The sequence below is a fragment of the Listeria costaricensis genome (assembly GCF_900183385.1).
GTDB classification, from domain to species: Bacteria; Bacillota; Bacilli; order Lactobacillales; family Listeriaceae; genus Listeria; species Listeria costaricensis.
The window spans coordinates 230,268-247,721 of sequence record NZ_FXUT01000001.1; the positions used below are offsets into that span (position 1 = coordinate 230,268).

At 42.8% G+C, this 17,454-nt stretch carries 17 protein-coding genes; 14 read left to right on the forward strand and 3 right to left on the reverse strand.

The features are described from left to right. The first annotated feature begins 34 nt into the window (after positions 1-34). From CS921_RS01215 to CS921_RS01235, 5 genes are all read left to right on the forward strand, one after another. Positions 35-808 (forward strand): metal ABC transporter ATP-binding protein, encoded by a 774-nt coding sequence (locus tag CS921_RS01215; RefSeq protein ID WP_099221213.1) that lies wholly within the window; start codon positions 35-37, stop codon positions 806-808. After that, entirely contained in the window at positions 783-1,661 is an 879-nt protein-coding gene (locus CS921_RS01220; RefSeq protein WP_099221214.1) for a metal ABC transporter permease, read from the forward strand. The genes CS921_RS01215 and CS921_RS01220 overlap by 26 nt, the downstream gene beginning before the upstream one ends. Continuing rightward, a complete protein-coding gene (locus CS921_RS01225; protein ID WP_099221215.1) occupies positions 1,642-2,073 on the forward strand; it encodes a Fur family transcriptional regulator in 432 nt (143 codons plus the stop codon). Before CS921_RS01220 ends, CS921_RS01225 begins: the two co-directional genes overlap by 20 nt. 52 nt (positions 2,074-2,125) lie before the next feature. Further along, entirely contained in the window at positions 2,126-2,746 is a 621-nt protein-coding gene (locus CS921_RS01230) for a pentapeptide repeat-containing protein (RefSeq protein ID WP_099221216.1), read from the forward strand. Positions 2,747-2,852: 106 nt separating this feature from the next. Next, positions 2,853-3,740, forward strand: coding sequence for a peptidylprolyl isomerase (locus tag CS921_RS01235; protein ID WP_099221217.1), 888 nt, complete (start codon positions 2,853-2,855; stop codon positions 3,738-3,740). A 182-nt stretch (positions 3,741-3,922) separates the two neighbouring features. Here CS921_RS01235 and ispG read toward each other — a convergent pair whose 3' ends face one another. Both ispG and CS921_RS01245 read right to left on the reverse strand, forming a co-directional pair. Beyond that, on the reverse strand, positions 3,923-5,026 hold the full coding sequence (gene ispG / locus CS921_RS01240; protein WP_099221218.1) for a flavodoxin-dependent (E)-4-hydroxy-3-methylbut-2-enyl-diphosphate synthase: 1,104 nt from the start codon (positions 5,024-5,026) through the stop codon (positions 3,923-3,925). Positions 5,027-5,147: 121 nt separating this feature from the next. After that, entirely contained in the window at positions 5,148-5,939 is a 792-nt protein-coding gene (locus tag CS921_RS01245) for a DUF1189 domain-containing protein (protein WP_099221219.1), read from the reverse strand. 296 nt (positions 5,940-6,235) lie between these two features. Between CS921_RS01245 and CS921_RS01250 the strand changes: the two genes are divergently transcribed. From CS921_RS01250 to CS921_RS01275, 6 genes are all read left to right on the forward strand, one after another. Beyond that, positions 6,236-6,844 (forward strand): superoxide dismutase, encoded by a 609-nt coding sequence (locus CS921_RS01250; RefSeq protein WP_099221220.1) that lies wholly within the window; start codon positions 6,236-6,238, stop codon positions 6,842-6,844. A gap of 163 nt (positions 6,845-7,007) precedes the next feature. Further along, positions 7,008-9,185 (forward strand): peptidoglycan D,D-transpeptidase FtsI family protein, encoded by a 2,178-nt coding sequence (locus CS921_RS01255; protein ID WP_099221221.1) that lies wholly within the window; start codon positions 7,008-7,010, stop codon positions 9,183-9,185. 182 nt (positions 9,186-9,367) lie between these two features. Continuing rightward, on the forward strand, positions 9,368-10,408 hold the full coding sequence (locus CS921_RS01260) for an aspartate-semialdehyde dehydrogenase (protein ID WP_099221222.1): 1,041 nt from the start codon (positions 9,368-9,370) through the stop codon (positions 10,406-10,408). 20 nt (positions 10,409-10,428) lie between these two features. Next, entirely contained in the window at positions 10,429-11,640 is a 1,212-nt protein-coding gene (dapG, locus tag CS921_RS01265; RefSeq protein ID WP_099221223.1) for an aspartate kinase, read from the forward strand. A 13-nt stretch (positions 11,641-11,653) separates the two neighbouring features. Next, the gene (gene dapA, locus CS921_RS01270; protein ID WP_099221224.1) at positions 11,654-12,529 is read left to right on the forward strand and encodes a 4-hydroxy-tetrahydrodipicolinate synthase; all 876 of its coding nucleotides are present in this window, start codon (positions 11,654-11,656) and stop codon (positions 12,527-12,529) included. 14 nt (positions 12,530-12,543) lie between these two features. Further along, positions 12,544-14,211 (forward strand): ribonuclease J, encoded by a 1,668-nt coding sequence (locus CS921_RS01275; RefSeq protein WP_099221225.1) that lies wholly within the window; start codon positions 12,544-12,546, stop codon positions 14,209-14,211. 37 nt (positions 14,212-14,248) lie between these two features. On the opposite strand, the gene CS921_RS01280 is transcribed toward CS921_RS01275, so the two are convergent. Beyond that, entirely contained in the window at positions 14,249-14,752 is a 504-nt protein-coding gene (locus CS921_RS01280) for a cysteine hydrolase family protein (RefSeq protein WP_099221226.1), read from the reverse strand. Positions 14,753-14,868: 116 nt separating this feature from the next. On the opposite strand from CS921_RS01280, the gene CS921_RS01285 reads away from it, so the two are divergent. The 3 genes from CS921_RS01285 to CS921_RS01295 all read left to right on the forward strand — a co-directional run bounded on the left by CS921_RS01285 (position 14,869) and on the right by CS921_RS01295 (position 17,382). After that, on the forward strand, positions 14,869-15,261 hold the full coding sequence (locus CS921_RS01285; protein WP_099221227.1) for an Lrp/AsnC family transcriptional regulator: 393 nt from the start codon (positions 14,869-14,871) through the stop codon (positions 15,259-15,261). 89 nt (positions 15,262-15,350) lie between these two features. After that, positions 15,351-16,694: a dihydrolipoyl dehydrogenase family protein gene (locus CS921_RS01290; RefSeq protein ID WP_099221228.1), complete on the forward strand. Its 1,344-nt coding sequence runs from the start codon at positions 15,351-15,353 to the stop codon at positions 16,692-16,694. 34 nt (positions 16,695-16,728) lie between these two features. Further along, positions 16,729-17,382: a hypothetical protein gene (locus tag CS921_RS01295; protein WP_099221229.1), complete on the forward strand. Its 654-nt coding sequence runs from the start codon at positions 16,729-16,731 to the stop codon at positions 17,380-17,382. Positions 17,383-17,454: the final 72 nt, after the last annotated feature.

Consider the following 17,454-nt stretch of genomic DNA (forward strand, 5'->3'; position numbering starts at 1 on the left):
AAAGTGGCAGTAGCTGCTTTGGAGGAGAATGCGTATGGCAGAATTAATCTCAGTAAATAATCTCTCTTTTCATTACGACAAAGAGGAAGTTTTAAAAAATATTCATTTATCAGTTGAAAAAGGTAGCTTTACAGGACTGATCGGGCCAAATGGTTCCGGAAAATCCACCTTGCTAAAATTGATTCTTGGGCTGTTAAAAATGCAGCAAGGGGAAATCACGATTTTTGGTCAGTCAAGTGATAAATTTAAGGAGTGGGAGCGGATTGGCTTTGTCTCCCAAAAGGCCAATGCGTTTAATTCCGCGTTCCCTGCTAGTGTGAAAGAAGTGGTTGCAAGTGGGCTGACAAAGAAAAAGGGGCTCTTCAAAATGTTAAATAAAGAAGATGAAGCCGTTATTCGTGAGACGCTTGCGATTGTTGGGATGGAGCGATTCTTAAAACGGAATATTGGCGAACTTTCAGGCGGACAGCAGCAGCGGGTCTTTATTGCACGCAGTCTCGTCAGTAGTCCCGATATGCTGATTTTAGATGAACCGACTGTCGGTGTGGATATTGAAAATGTGCGCTCATTTTATGAACTATTGCAGAAGCTTCATCAGGAGCGAGGCTTGACCTTGCTACTTGTGACACATGATCAGATTGCCATTAACCAATATATCGATCAGATCATCAGTATCAACCAGCGGATTTTGTTTGAAGGCTCCCGCCGCGACTACCAGCTATATCTAGAGGAACGTGAAATCGAAGCGCGGGTCAAAGATAATGAAATGGGGGGCCAGCATTGTGATTGCCACACTGTTTCATTATGATTTTATTCGCAATACGTTTATTGTCGGCTTTGTGATCGGTATCGTTGCACCACTACTGGGTAGCTTTATTGTCGTGCGCAAGCTATCCCTGATGGCCGATGCACTTAGCCATGTGACGCTGGGCGGAATTGCGGTCAGTCTCTTTTTGAGTAAGGTTTATCCGCCACTTGCCGCTTTAAATCCGCTTTATCTGGGTTTTGGCTTTGCGACGATTGGCTCCGTTTTGATGGAAAAATTGCGTTCTGTCTATAAACATTTTGAAGAATTAGCGATTCCGATCATTATGTCGGCGGGGATGGGGTTCTCTGTAATCTTTATCTCGCTTGCCAATGGCTTTAATACGGACTTGTTTAGTTACCTGTTTGGGAGTGTCAGTGCCGTCAGCCGTGCCGATATGATTACCATTGTTATTGTGGCACTCGTGGTATTTCTGGTTATTTTACTTTTATACAAGGAACTCTTTTTATTATCGTTCGACGAAGAGTATGCGCATGTTTCAGGACTTCGAGCAAAAACTTTTGATCTGATTTTTATGATTCTTGTTGCGCTTGTTATTGCTAGTTCGATGCGGATCGTAGGGATTTTGCTCGTTTCCAGCCTGATGACTTTACCAGTGGCAGCAGCGATCCGGATTGCCAAAGGCTTTAAGCAGACGATTATTATTTCGATTATTTTTGGCGAGATTGCGGTTATGGGCGGTCTTGTGAGTGCCTATTATTTAAATTTAGCACCCGGCGGCACAATTGTTTTAATTTCTGTTTTGATTTTGGTGATGACCATTGTCTATCAAAAAATGGCATTAAAACGGGTGATTCGAAATCGAGGTGAAGAAAATGACACTATCAGCGAGTGAAGCATTGCTCCAGATGAAAAAGAAAGGCTACAAATTTACGAATAAGCGGGAATTTCTAATCAATCTATTTGCACAAAAAAATTGCTATTTAACAGCTAAAGATGTCCTTGAAAATATGAAAGATGATTTTCCCGGGATTAGTTTTGACACGATTTATCGTAACTTGTCACTATTTGTAGAATTGGGGATTTTTGAGGAGACGGAACTTTCCGGTGAGAAAAATTTCCGCATGAGTTGTTCCCATGAGCATCATCACCATCACTTTATTTGCCTCAAGTGTGGTAAAACGAAGGAAATCATGATGTGCCCGATGGATTTTCTAAGTGAATCACTGCCGGGTTATGAGATTGATGGGCATAAATTTGAGGTTTACGGTACCTGCCCGGATTGTTTGGCAGAAAGAGTCAGTTAAATGAAGATGCATCTTCCCGGGTGCATCTTTTTTCATAGAGGAGGAAAATAAAATGAGAAAACCCGTTTTACATATTGAAGAGGAACGAATTGGAGAAACACTGGCTGCAAATGCTATTGAACCAGAAACAGCCTATAAAAACTGCCACTTTGAAGGACGCTATGATCTGCCTAAAATGCGGGAGGTTCGTTTCCAAAGCTGCACATTTGATGGGCTTCATTGGAAAGGGCTGGAACTTTTAGACATTGAATTTTCAGGGATCGATTTTTCAGGTGTGGAGTTTGAAGAGGTGGTCAGTTATCGAACGGAATTTAATAATTGTAAACTAACGGGGGCGAATTTTATCCAGAGCTTGCTGGTTGATACAGCTTTTATTGAGACGCGGCTTGAAAGTAGCAATTTTTCTTTATGTAAAATCAGAGATAGTTTATTTCAGCGTTCCAACTTAAAAGAAATCTTTTTTCAGGAGGTGGCTTTTAAAAAGACCGAATTTGATACGGTGGAACTGGATGGGGCTGATTTTTCGGATACCAATTTGGCACAGCTGGATCTTACAAAGGCAGAATTTGATTGGCTGATTTTTAGTCCGAAGTTATTAAAAGGACTTAAAATTCGTCCTGATCAGGCGGCGGGGATTGTCATTCAATTTGGTGTCAAAATCAGTGAATCTTAAAACTTTCTCGGTTTGTTCATAGTTCGTTCACAAACTCTTCTCACTATCGCCAAATCTTTTCTTTATGATTAATCTTGTAGACGAGAGAAGGAGAGGACAAGAACGAATGAACTTTAAAAAAACCATCGCGGCCGGAGCAATTGGCCTAACCTTAGTACTAGCAGGATGCGGCTCTTCCGCCGTAGTGAAAACCGATGCAGGAAATGTAACCGAAAATGAACTGTACGAAGCCATGAAAGCTGATTACGGGGAAAGCACGGTGCAGCAGCTGACAATCGAAAAAGTGTTGAGTGATAAATATGAGGTAACAAATAAAGAAGTCAATGCCGAATACAAGAAATACGAGGAACAATACGGTGATAGTTTTGAAAGCGTCCTAGCCTCGAGCAATTTGACGGAGGATAGTTTTAAAGACAATATTCGTTATAACCTGCTGATTCAAAAGGCCACAGAAGCGAATATGGATGTCAGCGAGAAGAAATTGAAGAAATACTATAAGAACACATGGGAACCGGATATCACAGTCCGCCATATTCTGGTCGACGATGAAGATACAGCAAAAGAAGTCCAAGAAAAGCTAAATAATGGTGAAAAATTCACTGATTTAGCAGAAGAATACTCGACGGATACAACGTCTGCCTCAAACGGTGGCTTGCTTGATCCATTTGGCCCTGGTGAAATGGATGAGGCATTTGAAGAAGCTGCCTATGCACTTGAAAATGAAGGCGATGTTAGTGATATCGTGCAAAGCTCATATGGTTATCACCTTATCCAGTTAGTAGATAAGCCTGAGAAGAAAAGTTATAACAAAGTGAAGGATGAAGTGAAACAGTCGTACATTGATTCCAAAATGACAACTGAAAATATGACAGCTGCTATTACAAAAGAACTAAAAGCTGCCAATGTTGAAATTAAAGACAGTGACCTGCAAGATGCTTTATCCAGCTATCTTGGTACAACTTCTACAAGCTCAAGCGATTCCACAACTGAATAAGTTTTTGATAAAAAGAAAAGACGAGACCCGGAATAATCTCCTAAACACACACACGCTCCTGGGTTTCGTCTTTTCTTTCTTTATTTTACAGAAATAGTTGAACAATAGCTATGAAAAACACACCAAAATTTTTGGCACAAAAAGAGCGCAGTTTTTTGATTCTGCGCTCTTTTCTAATGGGATTAGTCCACTAAGCCAGCTTCTTGTTTGGCAAAATAAGCTTCTGCCAGTAAATCGATTTCTTTCTTTAATTCGTCCACCATGATGGCTTCCGGTACTTTTCGGACAATTTTGCCATCACGGAAAAGTAAGCCTTCACCATTTGCACCGGCAATGCCAATGTCTGCTTCTCTGGCTTCCCCAGGTCCGTTTACCGCGCAGCCTAAGACAGCCACTTTAATGGGCGCCTTGATGGATGAAATATACGCCTCCACTTCATTGGCAATGCTGATCAAATCGATCTCAATCCGGCCGCATGTGGGGCAGGAGATCAGGGTGGCCGCATTGGAAGCCAGTCCGAATGACTTCAGAAGTTCCCGCGCTACTTTGATTTCCTCGACAGGATCGGCACTTAATGAAACACGTAGCGTATTGCCGATTCCCAGACTCAAAATAGCGCCAAGGCCTGCTGCACTTTTAATGCCGCCTGCAAACTGTGTACCCGATTCCGTAATTCCAAGATGAAGCGGGTAGTCAAAGGCACGACTGGCTTTGTCATAGGCTTCGATGGCAAGGTTCACGTCGGAAGCTTTCAGCGAAACAATAATATCATGAAAATCCAGTTCTTCTAAAATTTGTATATGATGCAAGGCACTTTCAACCATTCCATCAGCTGTTGGATAGCCATATTTTTGAATGATTTTTTTCTCCAAGCTGCCGGCATTGACGCCGATTCGAATAGGGATTCCTTTAGCTTTGGCCGCACTCACGACCTTTTCCACACGCTCTTTCCGGCCAATATTTCCGGGATTAATTCGGATTTTATCAACCCCAGCTTCAATGGCTTTTAGTGCCAGACGATAATCAAAATGAATATCTGCCACAAGAGGAATATGAATCTGCCGTTTGATATCTGCCAGTGCATTCGCTGCACGTTCGTCAGGGCAGGCCACTCGGACGATCTGACATCCGGCTTCCTCTAACCGTAAAATTTCGGCAACAGTCGCTTCAACGTCGTGCGTTTTGGTTGTGGTCATGCTTTGAATGAAAAGTTCATTACTTCCACCAATTGTTAAATTTCCTACTTTAATAGGGCGGGTTTTTGTTCGTTGCGTTCGTTCCTTCAAGGAAATCACTCCTTTAAGTTCATCTAGTATCTAAATTATCATATCACTAAACATGCATGAAAGCACGGCTTCTCTTGATTAGAAATTGCTTAGAAAAAACCGCTACCTGAGAAAGTAGCGGTCAAGATGCAGCCTGTTTCGGCGGTTGGATCGTGCGAATCGCCAAGAATAGGACGATCATGCTAACGACCATATTGATCTCCATGCCAAATGGTACAGCGACTTGCAGCCATTCCATAATCATTGTAAATGTAACAGCCAAAGTAATACTGTAAGTGGCCATCATCCAGTTTTCTCTGTAAGAAACGCCGCCACGACCGAAGCCAGTTAAGATGTAACCGAACAGGCCGTAAATAGCAATGCGGAAGAAGGCAGCACCTAATGTAAATAAGAACAGCACGAATAAAATCAGTGGAATAAAGTAACGCGACAAGTCCTCAATTGTCTGATAAGTGGACACGAGGTCTGCCTTGCTTGAAATGCCAGCCGTCTGATAGGAAACAGTTTGCGAATAGCCGCCAGCTGTAATATAAATGCTGTCTGAAAGAAGCGCGACGGCCCCATCATAAGGACCAATTTTGTTATCGACATCATCGGCATCAAGCGTACCAGAAGGATCAAAAAATAAATGCAGACTGCCTTCATCGATTGTCACCGGCAGATCATCTTTTTTATTTGTTGCCTCAAGTTTACCGTTTTTTACAGTAAAGTCAGGAATTTCCTTTTCAATGGTCTCTTTGCCGACTTTTAAAGCATCATTAGATGACACTGTTGTAAAATAAGCAAGCGGCAAAAAGGCAACGAAACTCAGAACGATGATGTAAACAATGCTCTGACTGATTTTACCTTTGCGAAACTTGGCGATATCGGGAGGAGAATAAAGGCTCTTCCAGAAACGCTTAAAAATATTCATTCTTCGTCATGCACCTCACAATTATGGTTTAAAAATATTGAGAACGGGAAAAAGAATACGGATGCCGCATTCATGACATTCACTTTTTTATCATAGCTTGAAATGCTGTTAAAAGCAATGGAGACTACCTGTATAAGCAGAAAATTTGAAACGTGATTTGTTCCGTGGTAGTCTAAAAGAAGTAAGAGATGAACGAGTTGTAGGCCTCGCTTCTAGTACAATAGTTGCGGTATGCGCGTGCTTCTTGGCGGTTTCTTTTACAGCAATCATTTTCAAAAAACAAGGAGGAATTTTTAATGACTTACGAATTACCAAAATTAGCTTATACGTACGATGCCTTGGAACCAAACTTTGACAAAGAAACGATGGAAATCCACTATACAAAGCACCATAATACTTATGTGACAAAATTAAACGATGCGCTAAAAGGTCACGATGATTTAGCAAGTAAACCGGTAGAAGAATTGATCAGTGACTTGAACCAAGTGCCGGAGGATATCCGCACAGCTGTTCGTAACAATGGCGGCGGTCATGCCAACCACACATTATTCTGGTCAATCTTGAGTCCAAATGGTGGCGGGGAACCAACTGGCGCTCTAAAAGAAGCAATCGACAGTACTTTTGGAAGCTTTGATGCTTTCAAAGAAAAATTTGCTGCAGCAGCGGCAGCTCGTTTTGGCTCTGGCTGGGCATGGCTGATCTTAAAAGATGGCAAGCTTGAAATCATTAGCACACCAAACCAAGATTCACCGCTTTCAGATGGTGCTTTCCCAGTTCTAGGTCTAGATGTTTGGGAACATGCCTACTATTTGAAATTCCAAAATCGTCGTCCAGAATACATTGATACTTTCTGGAATGTGATTGATTGGGATACAGTTGGTAAACGTTACGACGAAGCCAAATAATCGAACAAGCAAGAAGTCTGTCTTTCACTTTGGAGGCAGGCTTTTTTTAATTCTTTAGTATATCTTAAACTTCTAGTGAAATTTCTTCCCTTTAAACGGTGGAAATACAGGCGGTTTTCGGCTACAATAAAAAGGAGCAAACTAAAGAAAGGGTTCGTTGTGTGTGAAATTAAATTTTAGAAAGAAAAAAAGAGAGAACAAGAAAAAGAAACAAGCAGTTATTCCGCTTCGCCTCAACGTGCTTTTCTTCGTCATCTTCATTTTATTCTCCATTTTGATTTTGCGGCTGGGCGTTGTTCAGATCGTGCAAGGAGATACCTACAAACGCCAGCTCGAGGAGACGGATAATGTAGAAGTAACGAAAAATATGCCGCGTGGCGTTATTTATGATCGGAATTATAATTTACTCGTCGGGAATACGGCGGTCAATTCGATCACTTATACAAGAAGTCAGCAAACCCCAACATCTGAAACATTGCAAGTTGCCCAAAAACTCAATAACTTGATCACGGTTGAACCGGAAAAATTAACGGAACGTGATTTACAGGATTATTGGATTTTAACGCATGAACAGGAATCACTCAGCCGACTTTCCACAAAGGAACAACAGCTGGATGCTTCTGATGCGTATAAAAAGCAAGTTGAAAAAGTAACAGATGCAGATCTTCAAACATTAAATGATACGGATATGAAAGTAGCCACGATTTTCAAAAAAATGACGACGGGCTATGCCATGACTGAATCTACCGTTAAAAATAAAGACGTGACAGATGAAGAAATCGCGCGCGTCAGTGAAAATATGGAGGAGCTTCCAGGGGTGGATACGACCACTGACTGGAATCGTTTCTACACATATGATCAAACGCTTCGTTCAGTGCTAGGCTCTGTTTCATCAGCTAAGGAAGGTCTTCCAAAAGAAAAAGCGGACTATTATTTGTCACAAGGCTACAGCCGAAATGACCGCGTAGGGAAAAGCTATTTGGAAGAACAGTATGAAAGCGTGCTTGCCGGGCAGAAATCCAAGTCTGAAAGTGTTCTTGATCAGCAAGGCAACATTATTGAAACTGTTCAAAAATATGAAGGTTCTAAAGGCAAGGATTTAGTTTTATCGATTGATGTTGAATTCCAGCAAGCAGTCGATGAAATCATTAAAAATAATATCAAAAAAGGCAAAGGCTATAGCGGTTCCGATCTTTTGGACCGGGCGTTTGTTGTAGCGATGGATCCTTATAGCGGTCAGGTATTGGCTCTTTCCGGCCAGCAGCTGAACGATGAAGGCGGCTTTGATGATTTTGCCCTTGGGAACTTTACGACCGCTTATAATATGGGATCTGCTGTAAAAGGGGCGACGGTTCTTGGCGGCATGATGAGTGGTGCAATCTCAGATGATCAAGTATTTGTCGACCAGCCAATCTACTTGAAGGGCACACCAACCAAAAGTTCGTGGTTTAACCGGACGGGGGCAGGGAATCGCGCGCTTGATACTGTGGGCGCATTAGAGATTTCTTCCAACTCCTACATGTACCAAACGGCGATGAAAATGGGCGGTGCGAATTACGTGCCGCATGGTCCACTCAATGCACCGCTTGATACCTTTGATAAAATGCGTTATTACTATAATCAGTTTGGCCTAGGGGTCAAGACGGGCATCGATTTACCGGGCGAACGAGGCGCTTATCCAAGTACAGATGATACGATCGGTAAGATTCTCGACTTTGCCATTGGTCAATATGATCCTTATACAACACTGCAAATGGCGCAATATGTGTCAACCGTTGCCAATGGTGGTTCTCGGATTGCTCCAACAATGGTCAAAGAGATCCGTAATCCTAGCAATGTTGGAGACACAGTCGGTACGATAGCTACAAGCTCCAAGCCAAAAGTCTTAAATAAAGTCGGAGCAACAGATAGCGAGATTGATCTTGTCAAAAAAGGCTTCTATCAAGTGACCCACGGATCGGATGGTACCGCACGAACTGTCTTTACAACAGAAGGCTATGATGTGGCTGGTAAAACCGGTACAGCACAGGGCTTCTATGACGGTCCGAAAGAAAGCAGTAAAATGGCGCCGGTTTGGAATACCACCTTTGTAGGTTATGCACCAACAGATAAACCGGAAATTGCTATTGCAGTCGTCGTCCCTTGGGAATATCGCGATGGAGACGGCTATACAGATAGTAAGATTAACATGAGTATTTCCAAAGAAGTCTTTGATAAGTACTTTGAACTTAAACAAAATCGGGCAAAGGAAAACAAAGACACATCAAATGTAAACCAACCGATCAACAATAAGGACAAAGTAACCGAAGCACAAGCAAAAGCGAAAGCAGAAAATAAATGAACAAACGGCAGCCTCGTAGAAGAACGAAGCTGCCGTTTTCTATTTAGCAGAAAAATGAACTAAGATTTCGACTTTTTCACAAAAATTCTAACCAAACGACTGCGAATACAAGTATTTTGTGGTATGATAAAGGCAGTGTAAATTTCTTAAATGAGAAAGAAATCCAAGAAGGAGGAGTAACAATGACGAAAAGCTATCATGTCGCGGTTGTTGGTGCCACTGGTGCAGTCGGTACGCAAATGATTCAACTACTTGAAAAGGCGGCAATTGAAATAAAGCAAGTAACCTTTCTTTCTTCTGCTCGGTCTGCGGGTAAGAAGCTTACTTTCAAAGGAAAAGAAATCACGGTACAAGAAGCCAAGCCAGAAAGCTTCGATGATATCGACATTGCTTTATTCAGTGCAGGTGGCTCCGTTTCTAAACAGCTTGCTCCTCAAGCGGCTGAAAGAGGTGCCGTGGTCATTGATAATACAAGTGCCTTTCGCATGGCGGAAGATGTACCACTTGTTGTACCAGAAGTCAATGAACATGCGTTAAAAGCACATCACGGCATTATCGCCAATCCAAACTGTTCGACCATTCAGATGGTGGCAGCACTTGAGCCGATCCGCCAAGCATTCGGCCTAAAACGGGTCATCGTTTCTACCTATCAAGCGGTCTCCGGTTCTGGCGTTAGTGCAATCAATGAGTTAAAAGAGCAGTCTCAAGCGATTTTAAATGATGAACCCTTCAGTCCACAAGTCATGCCAGTGAAAGGCGACAAGAAGCATTATCAAATCGCATTCAATGCGCTTCCTCAAATTGATGTCTTTACAGAAAATGATTATACATATGAAGAAATGAAGATGATCAATGAGACGAAGAAAATTATGGAGGATGATGCAATTCAAGTAGCTGCAACCTGTGTCCGTATCCCTGTAGTCAGCGGTCATTCCGAATCGGTCTATATTGAAATTGATAAAAGCGGCGTTACGGCGGATCAAATCCGTGCGGCACTTAAAGATGCTCCCGGCGTTGTATTGCAGGATGATCCTGCGAACCAAGTCTATCCGCAAGCAAGCGAGGCGGCTGGAAAGAAAGAGGTCTTTGTCGGCCGGATTCGTGCAGATCTAGACCAGCCAAAAGGTTTCCATCTCTGGATTGTCTCAGATAACCTCTTAAAAGGGGCTGCCTGGAATTCTATCCAAATTGCTGAAAGCCTGATCAAACAAGGAATCATTTAAGAAATATTTGAGGTGTAATCATGAAATTAATCGTCCAAAAATTCGGCGGAACTTCCGTACAAAATGAAGAGACGAGACAAATGGCATTTGGTCATATTCAAAAATCATTAGAAGAAGGCTATAAAGTGGTCGTGGTCGTGTCGGCTATCGGACGCTTTGGTGATCCCTATGCAACAGACACCCTTTTACAGCTAATTGGCGCAAAAGAAACCAGACTAAACGCTCGTGAACAGGATATGCTTGTTTCAGTTGGAGAGACCATTTCTGCTGCAGTATTCACCAATATGTTATTGGAATCCGGCATTCAGGCAACCTCGATTTCCGGCGCGCAAGCAGGCATCGAGACGACCAATGATCATTTGAATGCCAAGATCACAGAAGTCGACCCGAGCCGCTTGATTCAGCTGTTTGGCGAATATGATGTTGTTGTGGTAGCAGGCTTCCAAGGTGCTGCACCGAATGGCGATACGACAACGCTTGGTCGAGGAGGCAGCGATACAACAGCCGCCGCACTGGGCGTAGCCGTTCAAGCAGAGTATATCGATATTTTTACAGATGTAGACGGGATGATGACTGCTGATCCGCGAATCGTGGAGCACGCGCGCAGTTTGCCAAGAGTCAGCTATAATGAAGTCAGCAATATGGCTTATCAAGGGGCGAAAGTCATTCATCCGCGTGCCGTTGAAATTGCGATGAAAGCCAAGATCCCTTTGCGGATTCGTTCCACCTATTTAGATGGTGAAGGAACACTTGTGTCCGCGATGACAGATGAACGCAGTCATTTTGATGTGCATGAACGACTGGTAACTGGGATTGCCCATGTGACACGTTTGTCGCAGATTCATGTGTCTGCTGCGAATGCCAAAATGCAGGAACAGGCTTTTGCCGCTTTAGCAGATGCTGGAATCAGCCTTGATTTTATCAATATTACCACCAGCAGTATTGTTTTTACCGTGCCGGAAGAAAAGAAAGAATTCGTATTGGCACTGCTGGCAGAAAAGCAATTTGACGTGACATATCAGGATCATTGTGCGAAGGTGGCCATCGTTGGGGCAGGAATCACAGGCGTTCCTGGTGTGACAGCTAAAATTGTCACTGCGCTTTCGCAGGAAGAAATTCCCATCTTACAGTCCGCAGACAGCCATACGACAATCTGGGTCCTTGTACTGGAAGAAGATTTAAAAAAAGCAGTGAATGCGCTGCATGATACATTTTGTTTAGCAACAGACTGAAGGAGGAAAAAACATGGATTTTGGGCATGTCATTACAGCAATGGTCACCCCGTTTCATCCCGAAAAAAATTGTGTTTGTAAAAAAAGCGTGTATAAATTAGTCAACCATTTGATTGAAAATGGTTCAGATGCGCTTGTTGTTGCGGGAACAACCGGTGAGTCGCCTACACTGTCACACGATGAAAAAATGAAGTTATTTCGTTTAGTAGTGGAAGCGAATCAAGGGCGCGCTAAAATTATTGCTGGAACAGGCTCCAATAATACGGCTGATACGATTTCTTTTACCAAAGAAGTTGGGGAGATGGCAGGGATCGATGCGGTACTAATCGTGACTCCTTATTACAATAAGCCGAGCCAAGCTGGCATTCAAGCGCATTTTGAAGCCGTTGCAAAAGAATCAGCGCTGCCAGTAATTATTTATAATATTCCAGGTCGGACAGGGGTCAATATTGCACCTGAAACCATCATTGCATTAGCTGAGAATGAAAATATTATTGGTGTCAAAGAATCCAGCGGCAATTTAGAAAATATCACGAAAATTATCCGCGAAACACCGGACGACTTCCTTGTTTACAGTGGTGACGACAGCTTGACACTTCCGATTTTGGCAGTTGGTGGACAGGGTGTTATCTCTGTGACAAGCCATGTTGCTGGAAATGAGATGCAGGAGATGATCCAAGCATTTTCTAACGGCGATGTTAAAAAAGCAGCGCGCATCCATCAAGAATTGCTCCCACTGATGCAAGAACTCTTTGCTGTACCAAATCCTGCACCTACGAAATATCTGCTCAATCAGCAGGGGATTGATGTCGGACCTGTCCGTCTACCGCTCGTTGATTTGAACGAAGAGCAGGGCCAAAAATTAGAAGCGGTTTATAAAAATCGCTAAAGGAGGTTTCTGCTTTGACTGTAAAAAAAGCAAAACAAATTAAAATTATCTCGCTAGGCGGGGTTGATGAAAGCGGCAAGAATATGTATCTTGTCGAAGTGGATGATGATATCTACATTATGGATGCCGGACTCATGTTCCCGGAAGATGAACTATTGGGGATTGATGTGGTCATTCCAGACTTTAAGTATTTGGAAGAAAATAAAGAGCGGGTTCGGGCCATCTTCTTGTCGCATGGTCATGAAGATGCGATCGGTGCGCTACCATATCTGCTTCAAAAAGTAAAAGCACCCGTCTATGGAACCGAACTAACGATTGCCCTTGCACGAGCAGCTGTTCGTGAACAGCGCAAATTACGTTTCAAAAATTTCCATGTGGTGGATGAGGATACTGTTCTTTCTTTCCGCAAAATTGATGTCCGTTTTTTCCAAACGACGCATACCATTCCAGATTCAGTGGGGATTGTTTTGGAAACGAGTGAGGGCGCGATTGTCTACACAGGGGACTTTAAATTTGATCAGTCGGCTAGTGCCAGTTATCAAACGGATCTTAGCGCGATTTCTGAAATTGGTGAACGCGGAGTTTTAGCGCTGCTTTCTGACAGCTCGGAAGCAGAACATCCTGGTGCGACATCCAGTGATCGCTTGATTGCAGAAGAAATTCGTCATGCTTTCCGTTCGGCAAATGGACGTATTATTGTTGCATGTGTCGCGTCCAATTTGATTCGTGTTCAGCAAGTACTGGACGCATCCGCACGAGCAGGCCGTAAAGTGGTCATTGTCGGCAAAGAACTAGAGCGTGTGGTAGACATTGCACGTGATTTGGATAAATTAGAAATGGAAGAAGACCTGATTATTCCGTTTAAAGAAATGAAAAAATATGACGACGATGAAATCACAATCATTGAAACAGGTCATTTAGGCGAACCCATCCAGTCCCTTCAACAAATGGCGAAAGGTGGCCATCCGCAAATCAATATTAAAACCGGCGACACGGTTTATATCACGACAACGCCAAGTCCTTCTCTTGAAACGATGATGGCCAAAACAATTGACATGCTCTACCGGGCTGGTGCAAAGGTGCTTACCATGAGTCGCAACTTGTTTATTTCTGGACATGCCAGCCAAGATGATCTGAAATTGATGATGAACTTGCTGCGGCCAACTTACTTTATTCCTGTTCATGGTGAATACCGGATGTTGATCAGTCATGCAAAACTGGCCAATGAAGTCGGTATTCCTAAATCAAATGTTTTTGTAATCAGCAAAGGGGATGTCGTTGAATATAAAAACGGCAAAATGACAGCAGGCAATCGGGTCTATTCCGGCAATACGCTGATTGATGGTTTAGGTGTTGGCGATGTTGGGAATATCGTCTTGCGCGACCGGAAATTACTATCTGAGGACGGTATTTTTATCGTGGTTGTCACGCTTGATCGCAAACGCAAAAAAATCATCTCCGGACCGGAAATGATTTCGCGAGGTTTTATTTATGTGCGTGAATCGGAGCACTTGATTGAAGAATCGGCCAAAGTCGTCACGAAAATTGTCGAAAAAAATCTGGAAGACAGCGAATTTGAATGGTCAAAATTGAAACAGGATATTCGCGATCAATTGAATCGCTATTTATTCGAACAAACAAAACGCCGTCCAATGATTTTGCCGATCATTATGGAAATCTAGTAGGTCAAAATCCTCTCCTGACTTGGAGAGGATTTTTTTAGCAAATTTGCACTCCATGGTCAGATAGATTTTGAATTGCTTGCTGATGAATATCTTCGGAAAGGCTAGTACAAGCGGATTCAATCACTTTCACCTGATAGCCATTTTTTAATGCCGCTAGACTGGTTTCGGTCACGCACCAATCTGTCTTCATCCCACAAATCGTTAAAGATTGGATGTGCCGCTTCTCTAAAATATTGGCAAGATCCGTATCAATAAAACTATTTCGTTGCGATTTTGTCAGATAAATGGTTGTTCCCTTTTTCGCAGCAACCGCCTCAATATGAGGATGATTAGCTGCACCAAGTGAACCTAGACGGAAGAAGGGACCGCCTACAGTATGAATGTGTTGAATAATGATAACCGTTTCATTCTTTTTTAGTGCGCGATCAATTTCTAACAAGCTATGGGAAAGTGCCTTTTCAGTATTTACAAGTGAATGTCTGCCTCCTGGAAAATAATCATTTTGAATATCAATAACAAGTAATGCATGATTCGTCATTTGCTCAAACTCCTTTCGTTGATAATAATAGTATAGAAAAGAACGAACAGAAAAACCATGCCATATTGTATGGAAAATCCCTCTAAAAGTTACAACTTGAAAGGAAGGAATAATGATTGGATATTAATCGTCAAATAATGGCCGAGCTTACCAAAGATGCCCGACAATCATTTCAAGAAATTGGGAAAAAATTACATTTATCCGGCCAAGCCGTTTCTGCCCGCGTTAAAAAATTGGAAGAGGAAAAGCAAATTATTGGCTACACAATCAAACGAAATGATCTAGAAACGGCCTATATCACAGTTTTTATGCAAAGCACCGCCTACACAGCGTTTGAAGAAGAACTCAGTCGGCAGGAATCGGTGGAACAATTGGCAAAAATTACTGGTGAAGGCTGTTACCTGATTATCTACCGCTATGAATCAGTCAATCAATTGGAAGACTTCTTACAGACGTTGCTTCGCTATGGTCGATATCGAATAAATACAGCCGTTCGGAAAATCAAATAAACAATAAACGCCTCTGAAAAGGGGCTTTTTTGTTTGGAAGAAACTAGAAAGGGAAGGAGACATGTATCAAAGTAAAAGGAGCGAGACGAATGGAGTTACAATTCGATTGTATTGTCGTGGGCAGTGGTGTCAGTGGAACACAGGTCGCTTTTTCATTACGCGAAGTCGGTCAAAATGTGGCGATCATTGAAGAACGGGAAATTGGCGGGACATGTGTGCTTCGTGGCTGTGATCCTAAAAAAGTGTTGGCGGGTGCGATGGAAGCTTATCAACTGACAAAACGACTGACACATAAGGGAATCAAGCAAGCTGCTCAGATTGATTGGGAGGAGCTGATGGCCTTTAAAGAAACTTTCGTGAAAAATGTGCCGCATGACAGGGAAAAACAATTTGCCCAAGCTGGAATTGAAGTTTTTAAAGGGACGGCTTCCTTTAGTGGATCTGATAGCTTGACCGTCGGGGAAAACCAACTTTCGGCAAAAACGATTATTTTAGCAACTGGCGCGCGACCTGCAGTCCTGTCAATCGAGGGCAAAGAATTTCTCCAAACGAGTGATGACTTTTTAGAATTGCCGCATCTGCCCAAGCGGATGGCTTTTATTGGTGGCGGCTATATTGCCTTTGAATTTGCAGCGATAGCCCGTGCCGCTGGAAGTGAAGTGGCGATCGTCCATCATAATCAGCAACCGCTGAAAGGATTTGATCCAGATCATGTAGCACTGCTTGTCGAAAAGTTGCAAGAAGAAGGAGTCACTTTCCATTTCGATACAGAGGTAACAAAAATCACGCAAGAATCAACATGCTACAAATTACAGGCTGAAAACTGGCGGCTTGAAGTGGATCAGGTTTTCTGTACGGCAGGTCGAATCCCGAATATTGAAAAATTACAACTTGAAAAAGCGAACATTCAAACTGGAAAACGAGGGATAAAAGTGGATGATAATCTGCTGGCAGCTCCGGGAATTTATGCATGCGGCGATGTAGCAGATACAAAAGGTGCCCCGTTGACACCAGTGGACAGTTTTGAAGCCGCTCGTGTGGTCGATCATATTTTAGGTAGAAAGAGTCCTAGCTATCCACCTACTCCAAGCGCGGTTTTTTCGAGTCCCAAACTAGCGCGCATTGGTATTCGTGCATTTGAAGCCAAAAAAGCCCCTGCTAGATTCCATGTGAATGAAGTAGACCTGCGCAACTGGTATACATATCGACGAACAAATGAACAGATTGCATTCGCCAAAATTATCACGGAGCGGGCAACCGGACAAGTGGCAGGTGTTGAGCTGATTTCCGAGGAAGCAGACGTGTTGATCAATTATTTTGCCTTGATCATGGCAGGAAAACTGACGGCTGAGCATGTGGAGAATCTTCTATTTGCTTATCCATCACCAGCATCTGATTTAACTTCTTTGCTCACAAAAATGAGTGTGTTATGATAGAGCTAACCTGCATTTTAAAAGGAGTTTTAGTATGGTTACATGGATTTTAATTGCAACAATCGCCTTTATCGTGTTTCTAGGCGGACTGATCACACTTTTTTTCCAATCAAAACGAAAAATTGGGGCCATCCTCGTAACGATTGGCATGCTCCTGCTCGTTGTATCAATCATTGGGGTGTTTAGTTCATTCGGCAAATTGCAGGCAGTGAACAATGAAATGATTCATTATTCTGCACAAAAACAGGCAAGTAATAAAGATTCTGGCGAGACAAAAAGCTATCAGGTGGCATACGAGAATGATGCGGACCAGCTGACGAAAAAAATCACACAAATTGATGTATCTACACAGCCGGTCTATTCAACCCTCGATGGGAAAGAAGTGCCCGGAAGTGTAACGATTCATTTGGAAATCACCAATCATACAAAACAAACGGTCACAACATATCCCGGTCAGGGGCAGTTGACCACAGATCTTGGGACTGTCAATGGTGGAGACGCGGTACTTTCCAATTTTGACAGCTCGAAAGTAGAGCCGGAAAAAACCATTAGCGGCACGCTCGTGTTCCCGCTTAAAAAAATCAAATCCATCGACGATATTTCCAAAGTATCTTTGTCATGGCTCAGTTACGAGGGAGACGAGACGGAACCCATTACGACAGATACTGGACAGATTACCTTAAAATAATTAAAAAACAAGCCGGACAGCTCTTTTTAAAAGGACTGTCCGGCTTGTTTTTGATTGTTAGTTGATCACGTG